This window comes from Peribacillus sp. B2I2 (assembly GCF_041261685.1).
GTDB lineage: Bacteria > Bacillota > Bacilli > Bacillales > DSM-1321 > Peribacillus.
Window position 1 is genome coordinate 2,000,143 of the sequence record NZ_JBGCCB010000001.1, and the last position, 26,254, is coordinate 2,026,396.

Below are 26,254 nucleotides of genomic sequence, written 5' to 3' on the forward strand. Positions count from 1 at the left end.
TACAGTAATCCCCTTGAGGAGGATGCAAAAGTGAATAGTGATTTTACAATAGCTGTGCATAGTTTGGTCTATTTAGCTTATCTACCAGATCATATGGCAAGCAGTGAGTCTATCGCAGAAAACGTTGGTACAAACTCTGCAAGGATTCGGAAAATGATGAGCTGCTTAAGGAATAAAGGATTTGTTAAGACTAAAGAAGGTGTGGGCGGAGGCTATATTCTAGACTGTAATCCTGAAGAGGTGAGTTTGGCGAATATTTATATAACGGTATCACATGGAACTTTGAAGCCTAAGTGGTGTACAGGTGATCCCGAGAAAAAATGTGTCATATCTTCCAACACCCAGGTGGTCATGGATCAAATATTCGATGAAGCTGAGTTATATTTTGAAAAATATTTAGAAAATATAACGCTTAGCACTTTTTTGGAAAAAATTAAACAATGTCCGTGATATTGATTTAGTTTTTTCTTTTGCACTTACTGTATATTTTTTTATTACAGTTAATAACTATAAATTGAATACCAAATGAACATAAAGGGGTGTTAATGATTATGGCTGAAAATAATCAGTTCAAAAATGAGGATTGGGTACAGGGAAGATCAAGAGAAGGGGAACTTATCCATGGTTTCATTGAAAAAGTAAGCGCGGATCGAGAAATCGTTAAAGTGAACGTGGTGGAAAGTGACAATGAAAAAGCGGTGGGGAAATCGATTTGGATTCCGAGTAAATGGGCTGAAAAACTGCCGGATCTAGAAATCAGTAACGAAAATCATCTTTTGGCTTTAATTGATTTGGCGTTGCTTTCTAAAGATGAAACGTGGTTTATGGAGTTATCCGGTAAATTGGAATCCATCAAAATCCATCCGAAAATAAATGCCAGGAAATCAGAGTTTCTTATTCCGGGAAATAGAATCGCTAAACTTGATTTAAATAGATGATGAGTAAAGACCATAAATATTTCGGATAATACAAGGAGGAAATGAACATGACAATAGAACATGTAACGGATGATAATTTTGCTAGTGAAATCAAGGAAGGGTTGGTACTGGTTGATTTTTGGGCACCGTGGTGCGGTCCATGCAAAATGATTGCCCCAGTGCTTAATGAAATTGATGTTGAAATGGGTGATCGGGTTAAAATCGTAAAACTTAATGTGGATGAAAATTCAGATACGACAAGCGAATATGGAGTGATGGGGATTCCAGCCCTTATCCTATTCAAAGATGGAGAAAAGGTAGATCAGGCAATTGGCTTCCAGCCAAAAGAAGCCATTGCGGAATTAATTGCAAAACATGCATGATTAAGATTTTAAAATGCGTGCTGTGTATTGTAATGTAAGGTAAGGACTTATACCAACCAACACCGTAAAGGGTGGGTAACTAAATGGAGGATTACTAAATGAATTCTAAATATACACCATTATTTGAATCGTTCAATTTAGGAAAGGGGATAGAGGTGAAAAATCGGGTGGTGATGGCGCCTATGACAAATTTCTCTTCGAATCCTGACGGCACTGTAACCGATGCCGAAATTACTTATTATGAACGACGGTCAAGCGGGGTAGGCATGGTAATAACGGCATGTACCTACGTGACGGCAAATGGAAAAGGTTTTCATGGTGAATTTGGCGGTGATCAAGATGAATTGATTCCTAGCCTAAGTCGTTTAGCTTCAGCGATTAAAGCGAAAGGTGCAAAAGCAATCCTCCAGATTTTTCATGGTGGACGCGAGGTTCCACCGGAATTAATACCAAATGGCGATGTAGTCAGTGCAAGCAATATTCCATCGGAGGGAGAAGGGAAAGCAGTTCCGCGTCCACTATCTGAAAAGGAAATTGAATCGATCATTCTGGATTTTGGTGAAACCACCCGACGTGCCATAGAAGCGGGATTTGATGGTGTCGAAATTCACGGTGCGAATGGTTACTTGCTTCAGCAATTCTTTTCGCCACATTCAAACCGTCGTGAAGACAAGTGGGGAGGATCTCTGGAAAAACGGCTGAATTTCCCATTAGCTGTTGTGGATGAAGTGAAAAAGGCTGTTGCAGAACATGCCAAGGATCCGTTCATCGTAGGATATCGTTTTTCACCGGAGGAACCGGAAACACCAGGAATCACTATGGATGATACACTCTCATTAATTGATGGACTTGCGACAAAGGAACTGGATTATCTCCATGTTTCATTAATGGAATTCTGGTCGAAAGCAAGACGGGGAGCAGAGGTTGACCGACCTCGGATAGAAATTATAAAAGAACGTGTCGGAGAACAAGTTCCTATCATCGGTGTTGGTTCCATCTATACAGCGGATGATGCGATCGAAGCACTTCAATCTGGCGTTCCATTAATCGCATTAGGACGTGAACTCATAATCGATCCAGAGTGGGTACAAAAAGTGGAACAAGGAAAAGAAACAGAAATCGTTACAAAAATAAACAAGGATAATCAGCAGCAACTTGATATACCAGATCCATTATGGCAAGCGATCATCCATTCCCCAGGCTGGTTTCCAGGCATTGAATAGGTAGACGTTCATATATTAGTGAATTAAACGATACTAATAGTGTGCAAAATCGTATGGAATGATTGTACTTGGATAATGAAAATCCCAATCGAATTGACCGATACCCCGGATAACGGACACACATAAAAAAGTGTTCCTTATCCGGGGGTTTTTATGTTTATGGAAGGGTCATTGAAAAGAGTAAAGAATCTATATAGTGATTTTTAGATTGAATCCTTAAAGGAATGAATAACCGAGTATTCAATTTCTAAGCTGTTTCGGAAAATAAAAAGGGGAAAGACTTACGAATTTTCATTGACCAGCAATTAAGTCTCAACGGCAGATGCATTCGGAAATTTCTGTGAGTAAAGGGGGCTACCTTTACGGAACGCCGTGGATATGGAAGGAGCACACAGCTCTTCCAAGTCACAGTCTGTAGTGGACCAACCTAAGAAGACTGCTATTCAACAACATAGAAGAGCAACCATTAATGGCTGCTCTTCTGATGTTATCTTCTTTTTAATAGAATAGCTAATATCAAAGATATTTGGAGAGTAATGATAAGTAAAAGAGACAACATAAAATCACTATCTAAAGATGCATCATAGCTAAAGATAAAAAATAAGATTACTGATATTACTAGAATGAAAATGAAATTAATAATGATTTGCCTCATGGCCCCCCCATTCTAACAACAGATCAATAAGATAGTGTTAATGCATATGACCTTGTATCTGTAGCTGTTGTTGGTGTAATAGATAAACCGGCCGGATATACTGACACAGAAGGTGTACCAGCAATTCTTCTATGACCATAAGTTATTTTTATGTTTATTTTACCATTTTTGGATGTGGGAACATATACATATTGTCCAATATACCCTTTATGCTTGGTTTTACTAGTAGAAGCTTTTAAATCATATGAACCAGCCACACCAGCACTTGGTTCCCAATTACTTGGAGAATACTTGATTGCATAATCAATCCAACGTCCATTTCCTTGTTGATCTTGAGAATATCTGTGCTGGTGTTGTTTTACTTTCCCTCCACTGGTTGGCAGGTACAGTCCTGAACTTGAAGGGAAACCAATTGTCATTTTATCCACTAAAGTATATGAAGGTGTTTTTAACCATTGAAAATTACCGTATATATAAAATTTATCTTCTTTTGAACGATCACTTTTTACTTTATATACAGTTCCACCTAATTTTAAAGTTGTTGCAGCGATAGATGCAAAAGTACTGATTTGCCCTGGGCTATTAACTTCTGAATCATAAATACCCATAATTTCTGATCCAGAATCTATAACTTTAGCTTTCTCTTCAATTAATCGCCTTGAAATTTCAATAGGTAAATCCTCGGATTCTTCTTGAGTATTGCCGACTTCATTTACAAGGTAATCCAACTCTGCTACTGTGAGTCTTTCCTTGCTAACGCTTAGACGATTTTCCCCAGCAAATCCTGTTGTAGCAAGACTAAAAGAAAATAAAAATACTGCCACAAAAGATAAAAACTTCATTTATTTTGCCCCCTTTTTCATTTAATAACTAAACTATTTATTTCTGTATTTTCTTGTTTTTAAGGATTAAAAAGTATTAATCGAAGTAAAGTTTATGAAACAGTAAATAATAATGTCATCACTCGGGGATTTATATTGTTTATCTTAGTAGTAATTTCATATTTTTTTTTACTAGAGTCTAAATATCTATCGTATTTAAATTAAAGTACAATTGATTTCTATTATCCTCAGATTGAATTGGAGCACTTTAACTGTATCTGAGGGAATATTTAACTTATAGCGGATCTTTTGATTCAGAGAGGACACGCCGGAGATAAAAAAACATGAGGTTATGATTATTCTCATTATTACTGTATTCTATTTTTCCTGATTTTTAGTTTTAGTTTTTAGACATGATATTTCAAATTGGGAACTTTTGTTTTTATCCAAAGTTTCATATTTTATATTATATAGGCACTAGTCCTGTGAAAAATTTATACCTAAACGGAAGAGGAGGAACAGAATGAAATAGATAGAACACAATAATTTAATGGCATTAACCCAGCTTGTAAGATGAACTTAAAGTTTGACAAAGAAAGTCATTTACGGTTATAAATCCTACCGTACATCCATGATGCAAAGGCGGTTTGCGTTTCATAATTGAAACCATCTATTTTATATTTGGAATATACGAGAAAATGTTTACGTATAAGAGGTGAAAAAGGAAACTAGTATTAATGCCAATATTAATAAGCATATAAAGTTTAAAATTCAATGGTTCGAAGTTTGATGCTTAAGCATTCGTACAGAGGGTTAGGTTTGGAGAAAGTATGATCTGTTGTTTTATAGAGACGATGGGGGAAATGAAAAAACACGGAGTGGATTTATCCACTCCGTGTTTTTTGATAATAGGCATTAGCATATCCAAGCGATTTCCTTAAAAAAGATAGGAATCAAGTGAGTATGGGCCAGCTCCGGTCATCGCTACACCAATCGCCACTGCAAGGATGGCAAGATTATATTCATAACCGTTTTGAGTTGCCCAGTAGCCATTTGCGCCGTGAACTTTAACAATCGCAACGAGCATTGTAAGTGCAATCAATATACCTGCAAAGGGTGTAAGGAGACCTAAAGCAAATAAGGCTCCGCCAATAAGCTCTGATAGACCAGCAAATAGGGCCATGGTAACTCCTGGCTTCATGCCAATTGAGTCAAACCAGCCTCCAGTACCTTTCAAGCCATGACCGCCAAACCATCCAAACAGTTTTTGCGCCCCGTGTCCAACAAACGATAATCCAATTACTACACGTATAACTAATAAACCGATACCAATCATTTATGATTCCTCCTGGAATTTATTTTTAATTTAGATATTTTTAATTCGAGATTTATGTTTAAAAAAACACTACGATATCTCGAATTGATTTATCTTTAATTAAAGATAATATCTTTTGAGTGATTTGTCAAACTTTATTTTAACGCTTAAGGCTCGTTCATCGGGAAAGGTGCTGAAAAAACCGGGTGATTTCAGCTTGGAGGCCTACAATAAATTAGAAATCCTAACACATTCATAGTCGTTTAGTGATTAATGTTCCGGACGGTTCTTCCATCTTGGCTGGGTCTCCTATTATTCTTGTCGTGATAAACTATGCACCGACATCAGATGTTGATATTGCTATGTAATTCATGTACATGATATTAAATGAAAAAACAAGAAAACAGGCAGTGCCGATGGCGTTTGCCTGTTTTTTAGGATAGTTAAGGATATGCTTATGTATTCATTTGTGGAACGAAAAGGAAAAAGAGGAGATAGTCCGTTCAAAGTAAGCATATAATGACATGGTGGTTATCAATGGGAGATGAACTGGTAAGAGATTAGGGGATTAAAGGCCTGTACCAGTTTTATAAAAAAGTTCATTATATTTATTTAATAATTGATCAAGTTGCTGGCTATATTCAACGGCAACATGGGAGTTTAAACCATCTTTAGCAACAATTTTGATAAGCTCATTTCTCTTTAATTCGATCTGTTCGAGAAATTCATTCTTCTTAGCCATTATATTTCCTTTCTGGCCCCAACTTTTTTTCAAGGTACCTTTTATTTATGTTTTCGTTGTAAAATTTGTATGAATATAACAATTATATCGACTTGAACCAATGAATTCAAATAAGTTAACTTAATGAAATTTTAACCCGTGGCCCATTCCGATGTCAGCCATTTAGTTGTCATGAAATATTCACAGTTCCATAAATGTATTTTTTTATCTTATTTGTTACAATGTTTATAGGTTGACATACATAGGAGTGAGCTCATTTGAATGATATAAATATGTTTTTAGCTTTTGGGGCAGGCTTTTTGAGTTTTATTTCGCCATGCTGCTTACCGCTATATCCAGCCTTTTTATCTTATATCACTGGTATGAGCGTTGGTGAAATCAAATCCGAGAACGCCATGCTCCAAAGAAGAAGTATGCTGCATACTTTATTCTTCCTGCTTGGTTTTTCTCTGGTTTTTATTGCGATTGGTTTTAGTACGACCTATCTAGGTTCTTTTTTCTCGAATTACAAAGAATTGATTCGTCAGATTGGTGCCATCCTGATTATCATTTTTGGTTTATTCGTTGTTGGAATCTTTCAGCCGAAATCATTGATGAAAGATAGTCGTTTTGAATTTAAAAACCGACCTAGCGGATATATTGGTTCCATTCTAATCGGACTTGCCTTTGCTGCTGGATGGACGCCTTGTGCAGGTCCACTTTTAGGTGCTGTCGTTTCTTTGGGTGCAACTAACCCTAGCGCCGCCATGAGCTATATGACTGCCTATATATTAGGATTTGCCATACCGTTTTTCATATTATCTTTCTTTGTCGGAAAGTTGAAATGGATCAAAAAGTACAGCCAATACATCATGAAGATTGGCGGATATTTAATGATTGTAATGGGTGTGATTTTGTTTTTTGATTGGATGACCAAAATAATTGCAGTCCTGTCTAGACTATTCGGTGGCTTTACGGGGTTTTAGTCCATAATAAGCTATTTTTTCAAAAATATTCAATTGGCATTACCCGTCGTCAGGACTTATTATTGGTATATTATTTTTTTATTCGTTTTTCTTGTTATTTTGTGTCTAAAGTCACAAAATCTTTGCGTATTATAGAATCACTACATTTCTAATAAGGTTTTATAATACTGTTGTTTGAAATGAAGATAAAAGGCCATGGCCCAAATATTAATAGTTGATGATGCCAAAGTTTATGAGAATGATACTTTCAAATATTTTATCAAAATCAGGACAAGTAGTGATCTTGTGTGGGCGAGAAGCCATTGAATAATATCGAAATTTGAATCCTGGCCCAGTGACGATGGATATTACCGCCAATCATTAGCCGTCTGGATGCCGTTAAAGAAATTGAGAAGGAACTTCGGTTGCAAAGGGTATAATGTGCTCTGCTATGGTTCAGCAAAAAATGGTTGTCGAGCTATAGAAGCCGGGACGAAAGATTTTATGGTCAATCTTTTTGACGAGAGCAGGGAATTGAATGCATCAATAGGGCGCTTAATTAAAAACCCTCACCTTGTTTATCTTAAGTAGGTAATATATACTTTGTTTATAAATTGAAGTCATATATAATTTTTAATGGTACTTACCTATTTTTAGTTAAAAGGGATGGTTAAGAGATGATATATATATCAACAGGTATAGCGATTGTGATGGCTATGGGTGTTTTCATGTTCCGGATGAAGGAAACAAAAAAACCAGTGAACGAAAAGAAAATCATCTTACCGCCGCTTTTTATGAGTACGGGTGCTTTGATGTTTATTTTTCCTATGTTCCGGGTGACTCGATACGAATTTTTGGAGGCTCTTGTTGCAGGGATGTTATTTTCCATCCTATTAATTAAAACATCAAAATTCGAAGTTAGAGATGAAAAAATTTATATTCAGCGCTCTAAAGCTTTCATATTCATATTGATTGGTCTCATGGTGGTTCGGCTGGTGGCGAAACTGATGCTGGGAAGCACGATTGAAATCGGTGTCTTGAGCGGAATGTTTTTCTTACTTGCTTTTGCCATGATCGTTCCATGGAGAATTGCCATGCTATACCAATACAAAAAAGTTAAAGCAGCCAGTTTTAGTGGAAGTAATATGGTGTGATAAAAGTAAATGAGAATGGATAAAAGGGACAATCCAGGAAACCTGAGTCGATATTAAAATGACTCAGGTTTTTTGTTTGCCTGGGAACCTTTCAAGTCAATGAAGACATTCATGATTACTAGATTCTATAAAACACAATCAAAAACCTAGTAATTTCATCCGGATTATATTATATTGGTACTATATATATTTTACTTAAGGAGGAAACGGTTAATGTTACAAATGATTGTGTTCGGGATTATTTGTGGTTTATTGCTGGGGTTTGTGCTTCAAAGAGGCCGTTTCTGTGTTGTTGGTGCATATCGTGATTTGATTTTAGCTAAAGATGGACGAATGTTCTTAGCTACATTCGTTGTTATAGCAATACAAAGTATTGGTGTTTATGCATTGAATGATACAGGGGTCATTCAGTTTGGAAATGATGGTTTTCCATGGTTGGGAACAATCGTGGGTGGCTTCATTTTTGGTATTGGAATGGTTCTGGCAGGCGGTTGTGCCACTGGAACATGGTATCGTGCCGGAGAGGGCATGATTGGGAGTTGGGTTGCCCTTTTTGGATATATGTTAGGGGCAGCCATGACGAAATATGGTGTATGGAAAGTTGCTGGGGATAATTTGTTGTCCTATCGTACGAGTGATACGTACATTCATGAAACATTTAATGTTTCGCCGTGGGTGCTTGTGCTTATTGTGACACTTTTGGTTGGCATCTTGGTGATTCGTGAATTGAGAAAACCGAAACTGCCAATCTTTAAAATGAAACCGAAAAAAACAGGATTGGCCCACATCTTATTCGAAAAACGGTGGCATCCCTTTGTTACAGCATTATTGGTTGGCCTTATTGCAATCATGGCATGGCCGCTAAGTGCTATGACAGGCAGAATGTTCGGACTTGGAATTACAGCACCTTCCGCGAACATTCTAACCTTCCTTATTACAGGCGATGATGCGTTAATTGATTGGGGTACGTTTTTGGTATTGGGCATTTTCCTTGGTGCTTTCATTGCTGCCAAAGGAAGTGGGGAATTCCGTTGGCGCTTGCCCGATATAAAGACGTTACGGAACAATGCAATCGGCGGTGTAATCATGGGGTTCGGTGCAAGTGTTGCCGGAGGGTGCACAATCGGTAATGGTCTGGTGAACTCGGCGTTATTTGCTTGGCAAGGCTGGATTGCGATTGTCTTTTTCCTACTAGGTACATGGGTAGCAACTTATTTCACGATTATCCGTAAGCAAAAGCAGGCAGCAGCTACATCAAAAGCGGCTTAAGGTAAAAGGCAAAAAACATTAATCAAGGAGTGGAATATAAATGGCGAAAGTATTGGAAACGACTGGAATGGTATGCCCATTCCCTTTAGTGGAAGCAAAAGAAGCGATAGTGGATATGGCCAAAGGAGAGGAATTGATCATTAATTTCGATTGCACACAAGCAACGGAGAGCATTCCGCGTTGGGTCGCAACTGAAGGTCATGAAATCACGGAGTTTGAGCAAATCGATGACGCTAAATGGCGTATCATCGTCAAAAAGGGAAATTAAATTGATTCAAAGAAAACGTGCCAGGGTTCCTGTGCACGTTTTCGAATTTTTCAAGGCTGAATCATTGGCGCTGAAAGTTTCTAGTGATAACATGTCTTTAACTACTTTTTAAGGAGATGTTGATAATGGTAGACGAGGTCATTTTAAACGATGTTCCCTTGCATGTTACTGATTTTCTTTCTGAAACTGTAAAGGATTCTGAAGGCAAGGAAGTCAGAAAAGTCAGTTTCAATTTCAAGGTTACACATAGTGAATATCATGATATTACAACACTGCTTTATCAAATGGTATTTGATTTAAAGATCCCTCAGACAAACGAGGAATTTCGAGCAGAGATCTTTAACTATGCGACTTCGGTCACGAATCTTTATGAAGAAAATGCCGTAGGGGATTTTTCGCTGGTCTTGCTGGAAGTGAACGAGCCCGAATGATTACATTGCCAGTCTTGTAAAGATATGGGTTACTGTCTATAATAATAGTGACGATCATTCTATACATATGAGGTGGTACTTTGCTTAGTGGATGGTTTTTATGGTTTATTCTATTTTGGGTAGCCCTTTTAATTATATTGATGAGCATAGGTGGCTTTTTCATGTTTCGGAAGTTCCTGAAAAGATTTCCCAAAGAAGATGGGAAATCCGATATGGATTGGGAAGAATACTATTTGGACCAAACAAAGCACTTATGGTCAAAGCAGCAAAAGGAATTACTCGAAGATTTAGTGAGCCCTGTACCAGAACTTTTTCGTGATGTTGCACGTCATAAAATTGCGGGGAAAATCGGTGAATTGGCATTAAAAGAAAAAGCGGGCGATATTACGGAAGATTTAGTGATACGCGGCTATATCATTGCCACACCAAAACGTGACCATAAATTTTTACAAAAAAAATTAGCTGAAAGAAAAGTGAATATGGGTCCATATGAACACTTATTCAGCTAATGCTGAAAAAGGCAGACTCTTTTGGAGTTTGCCTTTTTTTATTCTAAATAATTGAAAATAATAGGGCAGTGTGGTAAAAATTAGAACGTTTGTACCCAAACCATGCTATTCGTTAAATTTTTGATATAATAATAGTAAGTAAAAATGAGGACGGAGTGAAACTATGAAATTTATCCATACGGCCGATTGGCATTTAGGAAAAATCGTTCACGGGGTACATATGACAGATGACCAAAGGCATGCACTCTTGCAATTCATAGAAATTGTCGAGGAAGAAAAACCTGATGCGGTTGTGATTGCCGGTGACCTATATGATCGTTCCGTTCCGCCGACTGAAGCGGTAGAGCTTCTTGATGAAATCCTCTATACGATTAATGTGAAAATGAATACACCGATCGTTGCAATATCAGGAAACCATGATTCTGCGGAAAGGCTTGCATTCGGTTCATCATGGTATCGTCATAGCCAGTTATACATTCATGGGAAATTGACAAAGGCATGTGAGCCGGTTCGCATCAAGGGCGTGAATTTTTATTGTGTTCCATATGCAGAACCTGGAACGGTTCGCCATCTTTTTGAAGATGATAGTATCCATTCCCACCAAGAAGCGATGAAGCGGATAACCGGAACGATTACGGAGACTTTCAATAAGGATGAACCGAATGTCTTCGTAGGACATGCTTTTGTATTAGGCGGAAAAACGAGCGATTCGGAACGAGTCTTGTCGGTGGGTGGTTCTGGCTGTGTTTCATCTGACTTATTCGATGCGTTCGATTATACGGCACTTGGACATTTACATAGTCCAGACGCAATACGTCATCCTAAGGTGTTTTACTCTGGATCACTATTAAAATACTCTTTTTCAGAGGCCAAGCAAAATAAGTCGCTTTCCATTGTCGATATGCACGAAGATGGAAGTTTCGAAATAAACTATCGATCATTGGCACCCAAGCTGGATATGAGGGAAATATCCGGAACGATGGAAGAGTTACTCGATCCTTCTTTTTATCAATCGCAAAAAAAGGATGACTACTTGAAAATAACACTAAATGATGAGGGTTCGCTCATCGATCCGATTAATCGCTTGCGCCAGATTTACCCGAATGTACTGCATCTAGAGCGAAAATGGGATCTAACCGACCTTAGAAGAAAAAAATCCTTCTCTTCTATAAAGGATGAACGAAAATCAGAATTGGACCTGTTCGAAACGTTTTATCAAGAAATGACAGATCGGGACTTTGATTCTAAAAAGCAGGATTTGATGGTTTCGGTAATTGAAGCCGTGAAGAAAGAGGAGGCATTGAAATGAGACCTCATATTTTAACGATGCAGGCATTCGGACCATATGCAGGAAGGGAAACCATCGATTTTAATTCCCTTGGAGAACGGACCATGTTTGTCATCTCTGGAAAGACAGGCGCAGGGAAAACAACGATATTTGATGGTATCAGTTTTGCGATATATGGAAAAGCCAGTGGAGAAGACCGAAGCGGGCAAGATTTACGAAGTCAGTTTGCCGAAGATGATATGTTAACGGAAGTCTCGCTGCAATTTACCCTGCGTGGGAAAACGTATTTGGTGACCCGGTCTCCGCAGCAGGAACGAAAGAAAAAATCAGGAGAAGGAACGACGACGGTTGGAGCAAAGGCTGAATTATATGAGATATTGGCGGAAGGGAAAAAATTGCTTGGTGCAAATGTGCGTGAGGTTGAGGAAAAAATCAAATTACTCATTGGACTTGATGCCAATCAATTTCGGCAAATCCTGATGATTCCACAGAATGAATTCCGAAAACTGTTAACTTCCGACAGCAAAGATAAGGAACAGATTCTCCAGAAATTATTTCATACTGAACTTTATAAACGAATAGAGGAAAAATTAAAAGAAGAGGCTTCCATCCTTAGAAAGAAAAGTGAAAAAAGCGCTCAGCGACGAATTGAATTAATGAAAGGTATCAAACCAGGCAACCATGAAGAATTGCAGGCACAATTGCAAGCGGAAGAGCCTAATGAACAACAGGTTTTACCACTGTTACAGGGAGTCATTTTGGCAGCAGCAGAAAAAAATGAGTATGTAAATAAACAAATAAAGGAAAAGCAGAAAGCTCGCGATCAAGTAAATCAAGAGCTTTCAAAGGCGGTCGATTTAATAAATAGATTTTCGGAAAAAGAAAAGCTACGAAAAGAAAAGGAGGACCTTGAAGCAAAACAGCCTGAAATGGAACTAGTGAAAGGCCAAATAAAAATGGCACACAAAGCGGCTTCGCTTGAAAAGCAGGAACAATACTATTTGCGAATTGGCAAACAAGTACAAGATGCGAATGCTGAAGTTCAAAAGTTAAGTGAGCAGGCCGAAAAGTTACGGGCTGAGCATATCGAGAAGCAGGCTTCCTATGAGCAGGAAATGCTGAAGGAAAACCAGAGGGATCAGGCCGTACGAACTGTTCATCAGCTTGAGCAGGTAAAAGATGCTGTCATGACTTTTGCAAGCTTAAAAGCACAGGTTGCATTGGATGAAAAAGAGTGGAGAACCAGTAAAGGGCTTCGTGAAAAAAATGTTTCGGAACATCTAGCAATCGAAGAGGAAGCAGAGAGAGTTGCTCGTGAAAAAACAGAAGCGGAAAAAGCGGCAGTTCTTCATCGCGATAAGGAAATCGAAGCTGAAAGAAATAATCAATCGTTATTGAAAATAAAAAAGCTTCAAGAAGTTCTTTCCGAGACTCAGAATGTGAAGCGGGTTCTGGAAGAAAAGAATAATCGATTTCAAGATATTCAAAGGATTCAAATCCAGGAAAAGGGAAAACTGGATGCTCTGAATCAAAATTGGCGATCAGGCCAAGCGGGCATGCTTGCTACCATGTTACACCCAGGAGAAAATTGTCCTGTGTGCGGTTCGTTAAGTCATCCTGACCCAGCACGAATGCATGAGGATATGCCAACGGATTTGGAACTGAAAGAGCAAGAAAACAAGCTGAAAACTGTAGAACAACAAAAAAGCCAAGCCGAAAGTGAATTTTATCAAGCAAAATCTAAATATGATGCACTAGTCGATTCGTCACAAGAAAAGCTTAGGGACTTACAAAATGACCTGCCGGAGTTTAGGTTTGAAGATCTTGCTGGTCATTTGAAACGATTTGCAGAAAAAGGAAAAGCGCTGCAAGAACAGTTAAATGAATTGATGCGGAAAAAGTCTTTATTTAATGATCTGGAAAGAAAGTTGCTGGAATTAAAAGAGAAAGCATCCAAGCTAAAGGAGAATCTGGCCTCTCTAGAAAGAAAAGAGGACCAAGGGAAAACCAGGTATATTGAGAACTCTACAAAACTGACAGGATTAACCGATTCCCTTCCAGATGGAATACGAACAAAGGAAGAATATGATGCAGCATACCAAATGGCTGTAAAAACACAGAAAAAATTACAAATTGCCTTGGAAGATGCACAAAAAAACCTCCAAATGGTTAAGGACAAAGAATCGGTCATCAATGCAAAAAAAGAATCTCTAATTGGAAATATAGAGGCTTTAAATCAAGAATTGAAAGAGGAACGGGAAAAGTTAATTACGGATATGACCAATCAAGGCTTTTCCAATTATAAAGAATATACCGCCGCAAAAAAATCGGAAGCGGCACTTGGAAATTTGGAGGACCAAATCCAGCAGTATAATCAAAATTGGCAAAGTGTTTTAAGTCTGTTTCATGATTTGGAATTGAAGCTGAAAGATGTGATCAAACCGGACCTTGAAGGATTGAAAAAGACTTTTGATTTCATAGATTTGGAATTGGAGTCGTTACGCCAAAATCAGAATGAATTACATGCAGAAAAACGGACTAACGAAGAAATCGAAAGGAAATTGGCGCAAATCAGGGAAGATCAGAAAAGTCTGGATGAAAGGTACAGTATCGTCGGTCACCTGTCTGAGATTTCCAAAGGCCAAAACTCCTTCAAAATAACTTTTGAACGGTATGTATTGGCAGCCTTTTTAGATGATATCCTAAAAGAAGCCAATTCAAGATTACTGAAAATGACCAGCGGCAGATATCAGCTGTTGCGAAAGCTGGATCCTACACGCAGGAATATCCAGAGCGGTCTGGAGTTATCCGTGTACGACCAATATACAGGACAGGAGAGGCATGTCAAAACCCTTTCGGGAGGTGAAAGCTTTAAGGCATCCCTTGCACTTGCTTTGGGTCTTGCGGATGTTGTCCAGCAGAATGCAGGCGGGATCTCACTCGAAACGATGTTCATCGATGAAGGGTTCGGTACGCTAGACCCCGAATCTCTTGATCATGCGATAGAAGCATTGATGGATATACAAAGTACCGGGAGATTAGTCGGGATAATTTCTCATGTTCCAGAGCTGAAAGAAAGAATCGATGCCCAGCTTCAAGTCATTTCGACACAAAAAGGAAGTCGTACTTCCTTTTACTTTGCTGGATAAAACAAAAAAAAAGAATGGCTAAGGAGAATGTGGCTCCCTATGCCATTCTTTTTATTATTATTAATGAACTACTCTATGTTAATATCATCGGCTGTTATTCCGGGGGAAAACTTATGGATGCGAATCACCAATATCGGATTTGAGAATTCAGCGGTAATTCTTCGAGAGCAAATCGAAAAGGGGAAAGGGATTTTTCTCTGTGTAGGTATTGTATCCGCTTTATTTTCAAGAAATGGTTTATGAGTATCGTCAACGATGATCGATAGCTCATTATCACTTAAGCAAACTTTAATATCTTTTACATCATGATTTTCCAAAACCGCTTCCACCATATACTCATCGTCACTTTCGTATATATCAATTGAAAAAAGTTGATGATCCAACGCACAAGTTTCCGGATCCAGAAAAAATTTTTTTACCCATTCATCAAACTTTTCAACCTCATTCATTTGCGATACATGTTGATTGTCTTGCATGTTGATACCCCCGGTTTTCCTTTGTTGCATTATATGTTGGAGTAAGAAAATGGTGCTTGAAAAAGTGAAAATGGATGATGATAAAAAGATTTCCGAAAACGTGGTTCAAAAAATATAAAAAGCAGTAGAGAAGTAATCAAAGCAAAGGAACGATGGTATGTGGGTATAAAAGGGAATCAAAAAGTAGAAGGAATTCAATAAAAAAATGATGACCAATTCTAAATGAGTTGGTCATTTTTTTATAAACAATCGTGTTGATTGATCATGCCCGCACCCTACTGCCATTAAAGTTAATACAATTTCAAATGTCATATTAATTGTATTTCATTGCAATTCTGAAAATACCTTCGATCTGTTACCTCTTAAGCAAACTTTGTTACAAATTCAGAAGAACCGTATCATTTCTGAAATCCCACTGATCACTTTTGGAATTTATCAAGTTGAAACTTAGTTTATTATAGATTCACTAGATATATAGTTAGGAGGTAATGATAATGGAAAAAAATCAAGAAGGTATAAAATGTTCGTAAACCTGCATTAAGTATTTCTTTATTTCCATTGAAAAGGAAAATCCGACATGCCCATTTTGTGATGGCAAACATGTGGAATTATATTCATCCTTCGGTACTGCACAGTTCGTTAGGCAATACTATTGCTTAAACTGTAAAACTTTTTTTAAAAATATAGGATGGAAAGGTTCTTTCTACTGATCGACCTCATGAGCCAACCGATATGAATGGGTGTCAATACCTGTTAAGGGGGATGGCTTATCAGAATATAAGTTTCATAGCCTGATGGAATCACTTACCCTTGATTAACTGAATGAAAAAGAGCATCGTCAGGAAGGGAATTCGCTCAAATTAGTTCGTATGGCGTTTCCAAATGAATGAAAATGGAAGGTTAAGGAATTTATCCGGCTTTGTAATGGAAGCCGTCTTCTTTTTGGAATAAAAGAAGACGGTGGGATGACGCTTTTAAAACCAGTAGCTTTTTGAGGAGGATAAATGTGTGATAAAAACCGAATGTAAAATTAGAGGGTTAGGCTCGATGTACAATGCTTCCTATAATTTCTTACAGAAAAATATTGAAGCAGGCAGAGGGGAAAAAACCGCTATTTATTATGGAAATCAATCTTATACTTATCAAGAAATCGACACCCTTGGCAATCAATTTGGTGCTGCATTAAAAGATCTGGGCATAGAGATGGAACAGCGCATCCTACTTTTATTACATGATTCTCCAGAATTTATCATTAGTTTCTTCGGTGCAATAAAAGTTGGGGTAATCCCGATTCCATCCAATACGCTTTTGCTTACAAAGGATTATGAGTATCTTTTGAATAATAGCCGTTCAAAAGTGTTGGTCACTACTTATGAACAGTGGGAGAAGTTAAAGCTTGTTAAAAATAGATTACTTTTCTTAAGGCATGTCATCTTGGTTGATGGGGTTGATCACAAATTCGAGGAAGATAACGAACATTCTTTTCAGGGTCTTACTCGCAGACAAAATAAAGATCTGCCGCCTTGTTTTAGCAACATTAATGATCAAGCGTTCTGGCTCTATACATCAGGAAGTACAGGTGAGCCAAAAGGGGTTATACACCTGCAAACCGATATGGAAGAAGCTTTCAAAAACTACGCCAAAAACATTTTGCAAATCACCGAAAATGACATTACTTTTTCGGCTTCGAAGCTTTTCTTTGCTTATGGTTTGGGAAATGCGATGTATTATCCTTTTGGAGCCGGGGCTACTACTGTTTTAATGCCGGACAGACCGACTGCAGAAAAGGTGTTCGAGACGATAGAAAAGTATCGTCCAACCATTTTTTTTGGTGTCCCGACCCTGTATGGATCGATGCTCAATTACCTTGAGAAGACGAAGGAAACCTATGATCTTTCTTCAGTTAGACTTTGCGTATCAGCAGGAGAGGCACTGCCGGCTACTTATATTGAACAATGGAAGAGAGTTTTTGGATTGGATATTATAGACGGAATTGGTTCGACCGAATCACTTCATATATACATTTCCAATCAAGTAGATGATATTCGGCAAGGAAGCACAGGAAAAATCGTTCCCGGTTATGAAGCTAAAATTGTGGATGAACAAGGTCATGAAACTCAGGTGAATGAAGTGGGAGACCTTTTAATTAAGGGAGAAAGCATTGCAGCCTCTTATTGGAATCTTGATGATGAAAACAAAAAGAAGTTTTTCGGTAATTGGCTGGTGACAGGAGATAAATACTTTAAGGATGAAGGTGGCTTCTATTGGTACGCGGGCCGCAATGATGACATGATGAAGGTAAATGGAATTTGGGTATCGCCAATAGAAATAGAAAACGCATTCTTATCACATCCCGATATACTGGAAACTGCTGTTGTTGCTGTAAAGGATGAAAATGGTTTAATAAAACCAAAAGCCTTCATAGTATTAAAAGAAAGTGCGGAATCAGGTGAAGGAGTAAAAGCAGGAATAAAAGGATTTGTCAAAAAAGTGTTAGCGTCATATAAAGTTCCTCGCGACATTGAATTCGTGAACGAGTTACCAAAGACTTCGACAGGAAAGATAAAAAGATTTAAATTAAGAGAGCCAGAGATCAAATCACAATCGTAAACAAGAAGGATGATTCCATCTCCTTGAATGTGGACTGAAAATGAATGTCTGAAATCCAGAGGCGATGGCAAAAGCTGCTTCACGTGTCCATGAACTGGGAGGAGGAATCGTAATTGTCGATGGAAATGAAATAATACTTGAAATTCTATTACAGCTTACGGTGACTTCTGATCCTTCATTTAATAGGGCAGTAGAATTTAATGGAAAATAATTAAAGATGCTTCAAGCGAGAGGCTATCCTTTTCAAGCCATTTTGTATACATTATTATTTTTAACTTGCTACTTTCTTCCTGGGCTGCGTTTAAAACCCTTTGGGCTATACGATGTGAAAAACATAGAATCTTATTTCCTTCCACATCCATGACGAACTTTTTAAATGAAAGGAAAGCGTAGAAAAGAACAGATGATATTAGTGGGCTTGCGGGGCTGCCGTTTCACCAAAGTATTTCGGGAAACGGCAGCCTGATTTTCGATAATGTGGCTCATATAAAAATTCCCAGGGAACTCCAAATCGATGTTTAGAAATACTTCAAAATGCCGATTATCCCAATCTATATTCGTTCATATTTACTGCATATGTATTATTTAGGGATGCGCCCACCCTGGAATTTTTGAGTGTTTTAATTAAGGAGATTAAAAAGTGACTGAGCGTATATATAAGATCTATACAGGATGGTTCGATCGATTGAACCAGTTATGTCGCTATTCTTGGACACGGTGAAGAATAATAAGTTTACGAATGCGCAAAAGCTAAAAATCTAGGCATGAAAGTTAAGCTATAGATTTTTTATTTATTTACTCGTAAGCCAACTTTCAATAAACAATGAACTTGCCCATCCTTAGATGGGCTTTTCAAATTTAATAATACACCATGGATATAATCAAAATTATGATTTGTGAGTAGGTATAATCTATAATATGGTAAAAACCTACTTTTCACGATCCTTAGAAAACCAACCAGAGCCTGTGAAAATTCATAAATGAATTATTGGCATTTCGATGAATCCTCTACAGAAAGGCTTTATTTGTGAATAAAATTCATAAATGAATTGAGTTACACGTAAAATCTTGCTGTTTTACTCCTTTATAGGACTTGGCATGCAAGTTGCATAATAAATAAGTATAAATCAAACATGTACGATATGACATTCGTTTATGTGTGGAGGGATAAATGGTGCGAAAAACGATAAATAAACCATGGGAGCAATGGTATGTTGAAAGAATGAAATCTATGAAGCTACCGGAAATATCCGTCTATTCCCTGCTTGATAAAACAGCAAGTAAGTTTCCTCACCATACAGCCATCATTTATGAAGACGATTCATTGGATTATATGAATCTTAAAATGCAGGTAGACAAACTTGCAGGAAAGTGGCGTGAAATGGGCTTTGTTAAAGGTGAACGGATTGGTCTGATGCTGGCCAACCACCCTTATTTCATAATCAGTTATTACGCCGCGCAGGCTCTTGGTCTAATAGTTGTACAGATGAATCCCATGTATAAACCGAGGGAACTTTTGCAAATTTTACTAGACTCGGATGCTAAGTATATTGTATTTGATCATACGGCCGCGGATACAATCGAAGAAACGAAAGCGATATATGCATTTGATGTCTGCATGAAAACGGAAGATGATCAAAATGGCTCATACTCCCTTCAAACGTTGATTCAATCCGGAGAGGCCATTAAAGAGTCCGAAATCATAAACCCTCATGAAGATATTGCAGTCATCCAATACACAGGCGGCACAACTGGGAAGATGAAGGGGGTCATGCTCACTCACCATAATTTAACCTCCAACGTCGTGCAGAGCTTTGAAATGTATGGGGATTCTTTGAAACCTGGTGAAGAAATCGTGTTGGCAGCTACGCCACTTTATCATGTTTATGCCATGACAAGTGCGATGAATCTAGGTATCTATATTGGAGCAGCCATTCTCTTGTTTCCCAAATTCGATCTTCAAGATGTCCTTTCAAACATTAAAAAATATCGCCCGACTTTCTTTCCAGGTGTTCCAAAGATGTATAATGCTTTCGTCAATCATCCAGGAATTAAAAACTATGGACTGGATTGTTTAAAAAGTTGTTCTTGTGGCTCGGCCCCCCTTCCAGTTGAAGTGATCAAGCGATTTGAGGTGTTGACCGGTGCCAAAATAGGAGAGGGTTTCGGCTTGTCGGAAGCTTCACCTTCCACTCATCGTAATCCGCCTTTCGGAAAAAGGAAAATTGGAAGCATTGGAATCCCTTTTCCAGGCACGGATTGTATGATCATTGACGATGAAAATAATGAAGTGCCTAACACAGGTGTCGGGGAGCTGCTGATAAAAGGCCCGCAAATCATGAAGGGATACTGGAATAACGAAGCCGAAACCAAAAAGGCCTTACAGAATGACTGGCTATATACCGGCGATCTTGCTGTTATGGATGACGAAGGATATTTCTACATAGTCGGCAGGAAAAAAGAAATGATCATCGTCGGCGGATTCAATATTTACCCGCAGGAGGTGGAAGGTGTTCTATATGAACATCCGGCAATTAAAGAGGCAGCCGTGGTGGGTATTCCCCATAAAGAAAAAGGCGAAGTTGTGAAAGCATTCATCGTTCCTAAAGAAAGCGCTTCCGTAGATCTTGAAGAAATAGAAGGTTATTGCTATTCCCAATTGACGCCTTATAAGGTGCCGAAAGTATTTGAAGTGAGAAAAGAACTGCCGCGAAATACAGTGGGTAAACTATTAAAAAGATTGTTAATTAAAGAAGAACTTGAAAAGGAAGGAAGAAAAGACTAAGGGGATGCAGTTCGTTTGCTCATTCCAACCATTCAGGTTGAAACCTGCATTGGATGGAATGTCAAACACACATAAAGAAGAGGAGGGATTCATTGTGCGTTGGGTTGTTCTCATTCTATTGTTCTTTGGAGCCGTGATTAATTTTGCAGATAAATCGATCGTAGGACTTGCAGCTGTTCCTATCATGAAGGAATTCGATCTTTCCTATGCGGAGTGGGGTCTTGTCGGAAGCAGTTATTATTGGCTCTATCCAGTAACGGGGATTTTTGGGGCAGCATGGGCTGATCGGCTGGGTGCTAAAAAAGTGCTTGGATTCATCATGCTGACATGGACTGTTTTGCAATTTGGTGTTTTAGCCATTACCGCACTTCCATTATTAATTTTATACAGGATTTTACTGGGCGCATTCGAAGGGCCCTATAGCCCAATTGCTTATAGTCATGCAGATAAGTGGTTTCCGCCGAAATTAAAAGGCTTTGCCAATTCGGTAGTGGTTGGCGGAGGAACGGTTGGTGCGATGATCGTGGCGCCGATCCTCGTTTCCTTAATTACGATATTCGGTTGGAAGGTTGCCTTTGCCACTCTTGGTGCAGCAAGCCTAATTTGGTTCTTCCTCTTTCAATTTTTAACAAAGGAGAATCCAGTTGAAGTATATGAAAATGTACAAAAGAAAAAGAAAGTAAAACTTGAAAAAATAAAAGTGAAAGACTTTTTGTTGCTGCTGGCTTCACCTACTGCTTTATTTACTACCCTCGCTTATTTTTCAACTTATATATTAGTTGTTTGGTTTTCAGTTTGGCTCCCGATTTATTTAGTGGAAGCCGTAAAAATGACTCCCGGTCAGATGGGAACCAGTGTTGCCATAATCGGAGTCGTTTCCGTATGCATTTATATGGGTGTTTCGATGGTGTCCGATCATTTATTCAAAAAGAATCAGAATTGGCGGTCATCGAGGGTATTTGTCGTCGCGGGCGCAATGATTCTTGGTGCATTGTTCTTTTCCTCGATCATGGTGTTTCAAAATCCAATCTGGGTGATAGTCGCCATGTGTTTGGCAAAGGGCCTGACATACGCCATTTTACCGATTGGACCAACAATCATGATCAATGAAATGCAAGAGCGGGGGGGATTGATGACGAGCATTTTAACATCGTCTGGAAATTTAGCAGGCATTGTCGCACCTCTATTAACTGGCTATATCATAAGTTTAGCTGGAGGAAACCAACTAATGGGTTATAACTTATCGATATTGTTCATGGCCATCCTAGTCTTGGCTTTTGGCATCCTATTTGCGATATTCGTAAAACCTGCCAAATCAAAAGTGAATCATAAAAATAAAGGTTCGGATAACTTTGATCTTAAGTCCTCATAAGCAGGGTCGAACCTGCTTAAATTCAATGAAACTAGTGAAATGAAGGAAGGGCCATCAAATAATGTTATCAAAGAAAAGGAAAAGGAGCGGATGTTGAAATGAATAGAGATGCCGTCATAGTTTCTGCAGTACGAACAGCTATTGGAAAACAGGGAGGTGCACTTGCGTCTGTACCTGCCCACGTATTTGGAGCAGAAGTGATGAAAGAAGCGATAAAACGAGCGAATGTCGACCCTGAAATGATAGATGATGTCATCATGGGGAATGTATTGAGCGGGGGTGGAAATATAGCCAGGTTAACCGCGTTGGAAACTGGCCTTTCCATTCATCTTCCGGGACTGACTATTGACCGTCAATGCGGCTCGGGAATAAATGCTGTCAATCTGGCTGCACAAGCGATCCGTGCTGGCGAAGGCGATGTCTATATCGCCGGTGGGGTGGAGAGTATGAGCAGGGCGCCTTACTTGATGGACCGTCCGGAAAAAACATACAGTGCAAAGCCACCGCAGTTCAGGAAATCCCGGTTGTCCCCAAAAGAAATTGGCGATCCCCCAATGGGAATCACAGCTGAAAACTTAGCTGAAAAATGTGAGGTCAGCAGGGAAGAACAGGATGAATTCGCTCTACAAAGCCAAAAAAGTATGGCTAGAGCCGTGGAAGAGGGCCGTTTTAATGAACAAATTGTGCCAGTTTCCATTCCGGTCAGAAAAGGTGAAGCCGTCGAATTTAAATTGGATGAACATCCACGACCGCAAATAACGAAGGAAGGGCTAGCCAAATTATCTCCGGCGTTTTTAGAAGGTGGGTCCGTGACTGCAGGAAATAGTTCAGGATTGAATGATGCCGCATCAGCCCTGGTGATAATGTCGAGGGGCAAAGCGGAGGAATTGGGGATAAAGCCTTTAGCGACGATCAGGGCTCAGGCAGTTGCAGGGGTGGATCCAAATTATATGGGAATAGGACCTGTTCCCGCTATAAGAAGGGTAATGGAAAAGTCAGGACTTTCCTTAAATGATATGGACATCATAGAAATTAATGAAGCCTTTGCTGCTCAAGTCATTGCTTGTAATAGGGAGCTTGATATGGATCCCGCCAGAGTGAATGTGAACGGGGGAGCCATTGCACACGGACACCCACTTGGTGCGACTGGCGCAATTCTCATTACGAAAGCGGTTTACGAATTGAAGCGTTCTGCGGGAAGATTTGCTCTTATTACAGCTTGCATTGGAGGCGGGCAGGGGATTGCTACGATAATTGAGCGTGAAGCCTGATTTTGTTAGTGTGAGGACTCTAGTTAACTAGAAAATTAAGTATTTGGTCAATTGACTGACTAGGTGATAACACGACATTCAAATGAAGCCCCATAATATGAAAAAACCTTATCCATGTCTCACTTTACATGAACAGACCTAAGGAGGAGTAACTCATGACAATCACTTTAACCAAGGAAATGCAGCAAATGAAGGAAATGATCCGTAATTTCGTTGAAAGGGAAGTGGAGCCTTACGCCATACAAATTGAAGAAGAAGATGCCATCCCGCAGCATTTGGTGGAAAAAGCAAAAGACCTTGGCTTATTTGGAATAAGCATTCCCGAACAATACGGTGGAATTGGCTTAAATGCGGTTGGAAAGGCTACCGTATTGGAGCAGTTAGGAAGGACCCATAATGGTTTTGTTTCATTAATTAGCGCTCACACCGGGATTGGCAGTACAGGTCTGGTTAAGCTTGCATCCGAACATTTGAAAAATAAATACTTGCCTGAAATGGCAGCAGGCAATAAAATTGGCGCCTTTGCTTTATCTGAACCCGGAGCGGGATCGGATGCAACCAATTTGGCAACAAGTGCAGAAAAGAAGGGTGATTACTGGGTGATGAACGGGACGAAACATTTCATCACGAATGGGCCGATAGCTGATGTTTATACAGTATTCGCTTTAACGGATAAAGATAAAGGGGCAAAGGGAGGGATTACTGCTTTTTTAGTAGAACGAGATTTTCCCGGTTTGACAGTCGGCAAAAAGGACAAAAAAATGGGGTTAAGGGGATCATATACCTCACAGGTCATTTTCGAGGATTGTATCATACCTGAAGAAAATGTTATCGGCGAGGTTGGAATGGGATATATCTCTGCCCTTAAAATTTTAGGTGAAGGGCGGGTAGGATTGGCTGCAAGAGCAGTGGGATCAAGCGGGAAATTGATTGAATTGTCAGCTAAATATGCAAAAGAGCGCATTCAATTCGGTAAACCAATCTCGGACAACCAAGCGATTCAATGGATGCTTGCTGATATGGCAACCGAAACGGAAGCCGCAAGAGCATTGACGATGATGGCGGCACAAAAGATTGATGAAGGAAAAAAAGTGATCAAGGAAGCATCAATGGCAAAACTGTTCGCTTCAGACGTTTTTAATCGGGTGGCGGATAAAGCGGTTCAAATTCATGGCGGAATGGGATATATGGCCGAATATCCAGTTGAACGTTTTTATCGGGATGCCCGCATAACGAAGATTTATGAAGGAACGAATGAAATCCAACGATTAATCATTGCTCGTAATGTCTTGGAAGAGTGTTAGGCGATTTTTGCATTAATTAGCAAAAACGTAAAGTACTTTGAGCGCTATTAGAAAAAGCTTGCTGGCAGGTATTCTATTGCTCATGTATCTGTAATTTCAAGGGGGAGGAACGAAATGGGAGAAGATATTGTAATCGTGAGTGCTGTGCGAACGCCAATTGGAAGGTACGGAGGCGCATTTAAAGAGATTAGTTCCGGTCATTTGGCGAGCATAGCCATCAAAGAAGCGATCAAGCGGGCTAATATTGCAGCTGAACAAGTGGATGAAGTCATTTTCGGGGAGGTTAGGCAAACGACCGAATCCTCGAATGTAGCGAGAGTGGCAGCGCTGCGCTCAGGGATTCCCGATACTGTAACTGCTTTTACGGTAAATCGATTATGTGCATCTGGAATGCAGGCCATCACATCAGCTGCACAGCAAATAAGCTCAGGCCAAGCCAAAATAATCGTTGCCGGCGGTACGGAAAGCATGAGCCGTGCCCCCCTTTATTTAAGAAGTGCCCGTTTTGGGGGAGACCGGACCAAACTAGTGGACTCTAATACTGAAGCAGGCCAGCAACCTCAAGAAATTTATGGAAAAAACTTGGGGATGGGAATCACCGCTGAAAATGTCGCACAGCGATACAACATTTCCAGGGAAGAACAAGATGCCTTTTCAGTGGAAAGTCAAAGAAGAGCGGCAAAAGCGATGGAAGAAGGAAAGTTCAAGGATGAGATAGTTCCTGTCCAGCTATTTGACAGGAAGAGTACGGTTACCATTGAAACGGATGAATATCCCCGCCCGGAAACCACAATGGAAAAGCTTGCAAGCTTAAAACCGGCATTCAAGGAAAATGGAACCGTCACTGCAGGGAATGCCTGTGGCCGTAATGACGGGGCTACTGCCTTGGTATTAATGAAAGCTAGTGAAGCTGAACGGTTACAAGTACAGGCAATCGCAAAGATTGTGGGTTGGGCGACTGCGGGAGTTTCCCCTGAAGTGATGGGAATTGGTCCAGTACCAGCCGTTGGAAAACTTTTGGAACGCACCGGAAAAAAACTAGAGGAGATTGGGCTTTTTGAACTGAATGAGGCGTTCGCTTCACAGGCATTGGCCGTAATCCGGGATTTATCGCTTGATGAAAATAAGGTTAATGTGAATGGGGGAGCCATAGCACTTGGACACCCAGTCGGATCGACGGGTGCCCGGATAGTGACTACGCTAATATATGAACTGATTCGCAGGAAAGAAAGATATGGAGTTGCCACACTTTGTGTTGGCGGCGGACAGGGAATGGCGATCATGGTTGAAACGATATAGGCCAACGATAAAGGAGTGGAAACCCAATGTGTTTCTGCTCCTTTCCATAAGTTGAATGGCGCAAAAGTG

23 protein-coding genes and 1 pseudogene are annotated in these 26,254 nt (G+C 39.4%); 20 read left to right on the plus strand and 4 right to left on the minus strand.

Translation table 11 applies throughout. The features are described 5' to 3' along the window. Nucleotides 1-30: 30 nt before the first annotated feature. The 4 genes from ABIE66_RS10110 to ABIE66_RS10125 all read left to right on the plus strand — a co-directional run bounded on the left by ABIE66_RS10110 (nt 31) and on the right by ABIE66_RS10125 (nt 2,523). On the plus strand, nt 31-450 hold the full coding sequence (locus tag ABIE66_RS10110) for an RrF2 family transcriptional regulator (RefSeq protein ID WP_289324590.1): 420 nt from the start codon (nt 31-33) through the stop codon (nt 448-450). Nucleotides 451-551: 101 nt separating this feature from the next. Beyond that, nucleotides 552-938: an IDEAL domain-containing protein gene (locus ABIE66_RS10115; RefSeq protein WP_370014593.1), complete on the plus strand. Its 387-nt coding sequence runs from the start codon at nt 552-554 to the stop codon at nt 936-938. 47 nt (nt 939-985) lie between these two features. Then, entirely contained in the window at nt 986-1,300 is a 315-nt protein-coding gene (trxA, locus tag ABIE66_RS10120; protein WP_289316887.1) for a thioredoxin, read from the plus strand. 98 nt (nt 1,301-1,398) lie between these two features. Then, nucleotides 1,399-2,523, plus strand: coding sequence for an NADH-dependent flavin oxidoreductase (locus tag ABIE66_RS10125; RefSeq protein WP_370014594.1), 1,125 nt, complete (start codon nt 1,399-1,401; stop codon nt 2,521-2,523). Between the two features lie 678 nt (nt 2,524-3,201). Here the strand turns inward: ABIE66_RS10125 and ABIE66_RS10130 are convergent. The 3 genes from ABIE66_RS10130 to ABIE66_RS10140 form a co-directional block, all read right to left on the minus strand. Beyond that, the gene (locus ABIE66_RS10130) at nt 3,202-4,020 is read right to left on the minus strand and encodes a hypothetical protein (protein ID WP_370014595.1); all 819 of its coding nucleotides are present in this window, start codon (nt 4,018-4,020) and stop codon (nt 3,202-3,204) included. Between the two features lie 916 nt (nt 4,021-4,936). After that, nucleotides 4,937-5,335 (minus strand): DoxX family protein, encoded by a 399-nt coding sequence (locus ABIE66_RS10135; protein WP_289316884.1) that lies wholly within the window; start codon nt 5,333-5,335, stop codon nt 4,937-4,939. 547 nt (nt 5,336-5,882) lie between these two features. After that, nucleotides 5,883-6,056, minus strand: coding sequence for an aspartyl-phosphate phosphatase Spo0E family protein (locus ABIE66_RS10140; protein WP_289316883.1), 174 nt, complete (start codon nt 6,054-6,056; stop codon nt 5,883-5,885). A 257-nt stretch (nt 6,057-6,313) separates the two neighbouring features. Between ABIE66_RS10140 and ABIE66_RS10145 the strand changes: the two genes are divergently transcribed. The 8 genes from ABIE66_RS10145 to ABIE66_RS10180 all read left to right on the plus strand — a co-directional run bounded on the left by ABIE66_RS10145 (nt 6,314) and on the right by ABIE66_RS10180 (nt 15,068). After that, a complete protein-coding gene (locus ABIE66_RS10145; RefSeq protein ID WP_289316882.1) occupies nt 6,314-7,021 on the plus strand; it encodes a cytochrome c biogenesis CcdA family protein in 708 nt (235 codons plus the stop codon). 656 nt (nt 7,022-7,677) lie between these two features. Further along, complete coding sequence (locus ABIE66_RS10150) at nt 7,678-8,154, plus strand: CcdC family protein (protein ID WP_289324595.1); 477 nt, start codon at nt 7,678-7,680, stop codon at nt 8,152-8,154. A gap of 213 nt (nt 8,155-8,367) precedes the next feature. Continuing rightward, nucleotides 8,368-9,423 carry a YeeE/YedE family protein gene (locus ABIE66_RS10155; RefSeq protein ID WP_289324596.1) on the plus strand — a complete coding sequence of 352 codons (1,056 nt, stop codon included), beginning with the start codon at nt 8,368-8,370 and terminating at the stop codon, nt 9,421-9,423. A gap of 40 nt (nt 9,424-9,463) precedes the next feature. After that, nucleotides 9,464-9,691: a sulfurtransferase TusA family protein gene (locus ABIE66_RS10160; protein ID WP_370014596.1), complete on the plus strand. Its 228-nt coding sequence runs from the start codon at nt 9,464-9,466 to the stop codon at nt 9,689-9,691. A 125-nt stretch (nt 9,692-9,816) separates the two neighbouring features. Continuing rightward, nucleotides 9,817-10,122, plus strand: a complete 306-nt coding sequence (locus ABIE66_RS10165) for a DUF3219 family protein (RefSeq protein ID WP_289335717.1) — start codon at nt 9,817-9,819, stop codon at nt 10,120-10,122. A gap of 80 nt (nt 10,123-10,202) precedes the next feature. Further along, nucleotides 10,203-10,631 carry a DUF2621 domain-containing protein gene (locus ABIE66_RS10170; RefSeq protein ID WP_034312903.1) on the plus strand — a complete coding sequence of 143 codons (429 nt, stop codon included), beginning with the start codon at nt 10,203-10,205 and terminating at the stop codon, nt 10,629-10,631. Between the two features lie 163 nt (nt 10,632-10,794). Beyond that, a complete protein-coding gene (locus ABIE66_RS10175) occupies nt 10,795-11,940 on the plus strand; it encodes an exonuclease SbcCD subunit D (RefSeq protein ID WP_370014597.1) in 1,146 nt (381 codons plus the stop codon). Further along, entirely contained in the window at nt 11,937-15,068 is a 3,132-nt protein-coding gene (locus ABIE66_RS10180; RefSeq protein WP_370014598.1) for an AAA family ATPase, read from the plus strand. The genes ABIE66_RS10175 and ABIE66_RS10180 overlap by 4 nt, the downstream gene beginning before the upstream one ends. A gap of 68 nt (nt 15,069-15,136) precedes the next feature. Here the strand turns inward: ABIE66_RS10180 and ABIE66_RS10185 are convergent, their stop codons facing one another. Further along, on the minus strand, nt 15,137-15,544 hold the full coding sequence (locus ABIE66_RS10185) for an Hsp20/alpha crystallin family protein (protein WP_370014599.1): 408 nt from the start codon (nt 15,542-15,544) through the stop codon (nt 15,137-15,139). Nucleotides 15,545-16,101: 557 nt separating this feature from the next. On the opposite strand from ABIE66_RS10185, the gene ABIE66_RS29050 reads away from it, so the two are divergent. The 8 genes and pseudogenes from ABIE66_RS29050 (at nt 16,102) to ABIE66_RS10220 (ending at nt 26,185) form a co-directional block, all read left to right on the plus strand. Next, entirely contained in the window at nt 16,102-16,254 is a 153-nt protein-coding gene (locus ABIE66_RS29050; RefSeq protein WP_483313983.1) for a PaaD-like zinc ribbon domain-containing protein, read from the plus strand. Between the two features lie 298 nt (nt 16,255-16,552). Beyond that, nucleotides 16,553-18,154 carry a benzoate-CoA ligase family protein gene (locus tag ABIE66_RS10190; protein ID WP_370014600.1) on the plus strand — a complete coding sequence of 534 codons (1,602 nt, stop codon included), beginning with the start codon at nt 16,553-16,555 and terminating at the stop codon, nt 18,152-18,154. 52 nt (nt 18,155-18,206) lie between these two features. Continuing rightward, nucleotides 18,207-18,518 (plus strand): annotated as a pseudogene (locus ABIE66_RS10195) (adenine deaminase C-terminal domain-containing protein); the annotation flags it as partial. Nucleotides 18,519-19,325: 807 nt separating this feature from the next. Next, the gene (locus tag ABIE66_RS10200) at nt 19,326-20,939 is read left to right on the plus strand and encodes a long-chain-fatty-acid--CoA ligase (protein ID WP_370014601.1); all 1,614 of its coding nucleotides are present in this window, start codon (nt 19,326-19,328) and stop codon (nt 20,937-20,939) included. Between the two features lie 94 nt (nt 20,940-21,033). Further along, nucleotides 21,034-22,311, plus strand: a complete 1,278-nt coding sequence (locus ABIE66_RS10205) for an MFS transporter (RefSeq protein ID WP_370014602.1) — start codon at nt 21,034-21,036, stop codon at nt 22,309-22,311. 98 nt (nt 22,312-22,409) lie between these two features. Beyond that, nucleotides 22,410-23,582, plus strand: a complete 1,173-nt coding sequence (locus ABIE66_RS10210; protein ID WP_370014603.1) for a thiolase family protein — start codon at nt 22,410-22,412, stop codon at nt 23,580-23,582. A 155-nt stretch (nt 23,583-23,737) separates the two neighbouring features. Further along, nucleotides 23,738-24,886, plus strand: coding sequence for an acyl-CoA dehydrogenase family protein (locus ABIE66_RS10215; protein ID WP_370014604.1), 1,149 nt, complete (start codon nt 23,738-23,740; stop codon nt 24,884-24,886). Between the two features lie 114 nt (nt 24,887-25,000). Beyond that, nucleotides 25,001-26,185 carry a thiolase family protein gene (locus ABIE66_RS10220; RefSeq protein ID WP_370014605.1) on the plus strand — a complete coding sequence of 395 codons (1,185 nt, stop codon included), beginning with the start codon at nt 25,001-25,003 and terminating at the stop codon, nt 26,183-26,185. Nucleotides 26,186-26,254: the final 69 nt, after the last annotated feature.

Coding starts and splice junctions, on each gene's coding strand:
- ABIE66_RS10185 (WP_370014599.1), bottom strand. CDS start 15,544: ATGCAAGACAATCAACATGTATCGCAAATGAATGAGGTTGAAAAGTTT.
- ABIE66_RS10130 (WP_370014595.1), bottom strand. CDS start 4,020: ATGAAGTTTTTATCTTTTGTGGCAGTATTTTTATTTTCTTTTAGTCTT.
- ABIE66_RS10135 (WP_289316884.1), bottom strand. CDS start 5,335: ATGATTGGTATCGGTTTATTAGTTATACGTGTAGTAATTGGATTATCG.
- ABIE66_RS10140 (WP_289316883.1), bottom strand. CDS start 6,056: ATGGCTAAGAAGAATGAATTTCTCGAACAGATCGAATTAAAGAGAAAT.
- ABIE66_RS10215 (WP_370014604.1), top strand. CDS start 23,738: ATGACAATCACTTTAACCAAGGAAATGCAGCAAATGAAGGAAATGATC.
- ABIE66_RS10115 (WP_370014593.1), top strand. CDS start 552: ATGGCTGAAAATAATCAGTTCAAAAATGAGGATTGGGTACAGGGAAGA.
- ABIE66_RS10180 (WP_370014598.1), top strand. CDS start 11,937: ATGAGACCTCATATTTTAACGATGCAGGCATTCGGACCATATGCAGGA.
- ABIE66_RS10165 (WP_289335717.1), top strand. CDS start 9,817: ATGGTAGACGAGGTCATTTTAAACGATGTTCCCTTGCATGTTACTGAT.
- ABIE66_RS10150 (WP_289324595.1), top strand. CDS start 7,678: ATGATATATATATCAACAGGTATAGCGATTGTGATGGCTATGGGTGTT.
- ABIE66_RS10200 (WP_370014601.1), top strand. CDS start 19,326: ATGGTGCGAAAAACGATAAATAAACCATGGGAGCAATGGTATGTTGAA.
- ABIE66_RS10220 (WP_370014605.1), top strand. CDS start 25,001: ATGGGAGAAGATATTGTAATCGTGAGTGCTGTGCGAACGCCAATTGGA.
- ABIE66_RS10175 (WP_370014597.1), top strand. CDS start 10,795: ATGAAATTTATCCATACGGCCGATTGGCATTTAGGAAAAATCGTTCAC.
- ABIE66_RS10155 (WP_289324596.1), top strand. CDS start 8,368: ATGTTACAAATGATTGTGTTCGGGATTATTTGTGGTTTATTGCTGGGG.
- ABIE66_RS10210 (WP_370014603.1), top strand. CDS start 22,410: ATGAATAGAGATGCCGTCATAGTTTCTGCAGTACGAACAGCTATTGGA.
- trxA (WP_289316887.1), top strand. CDS start 986: ATGACAATAGAACATGTAACGGATGATAATTTTGCTAGTGAAATCAAG.
- ABIE66_RS10160 (WP_370014596.1), top strand. CDS start 9,464: ATGGCGAAAGTATTGGAAACGACTGGAATGGTATGCCCATTCCCTTTA.
- ABIE66_RS10125 (WP_370014594.1), top strand. CDS start 1,399: ATGAATTCTAAATATACACCATTATTTGAATCGTTCAATTTAGGAAAG.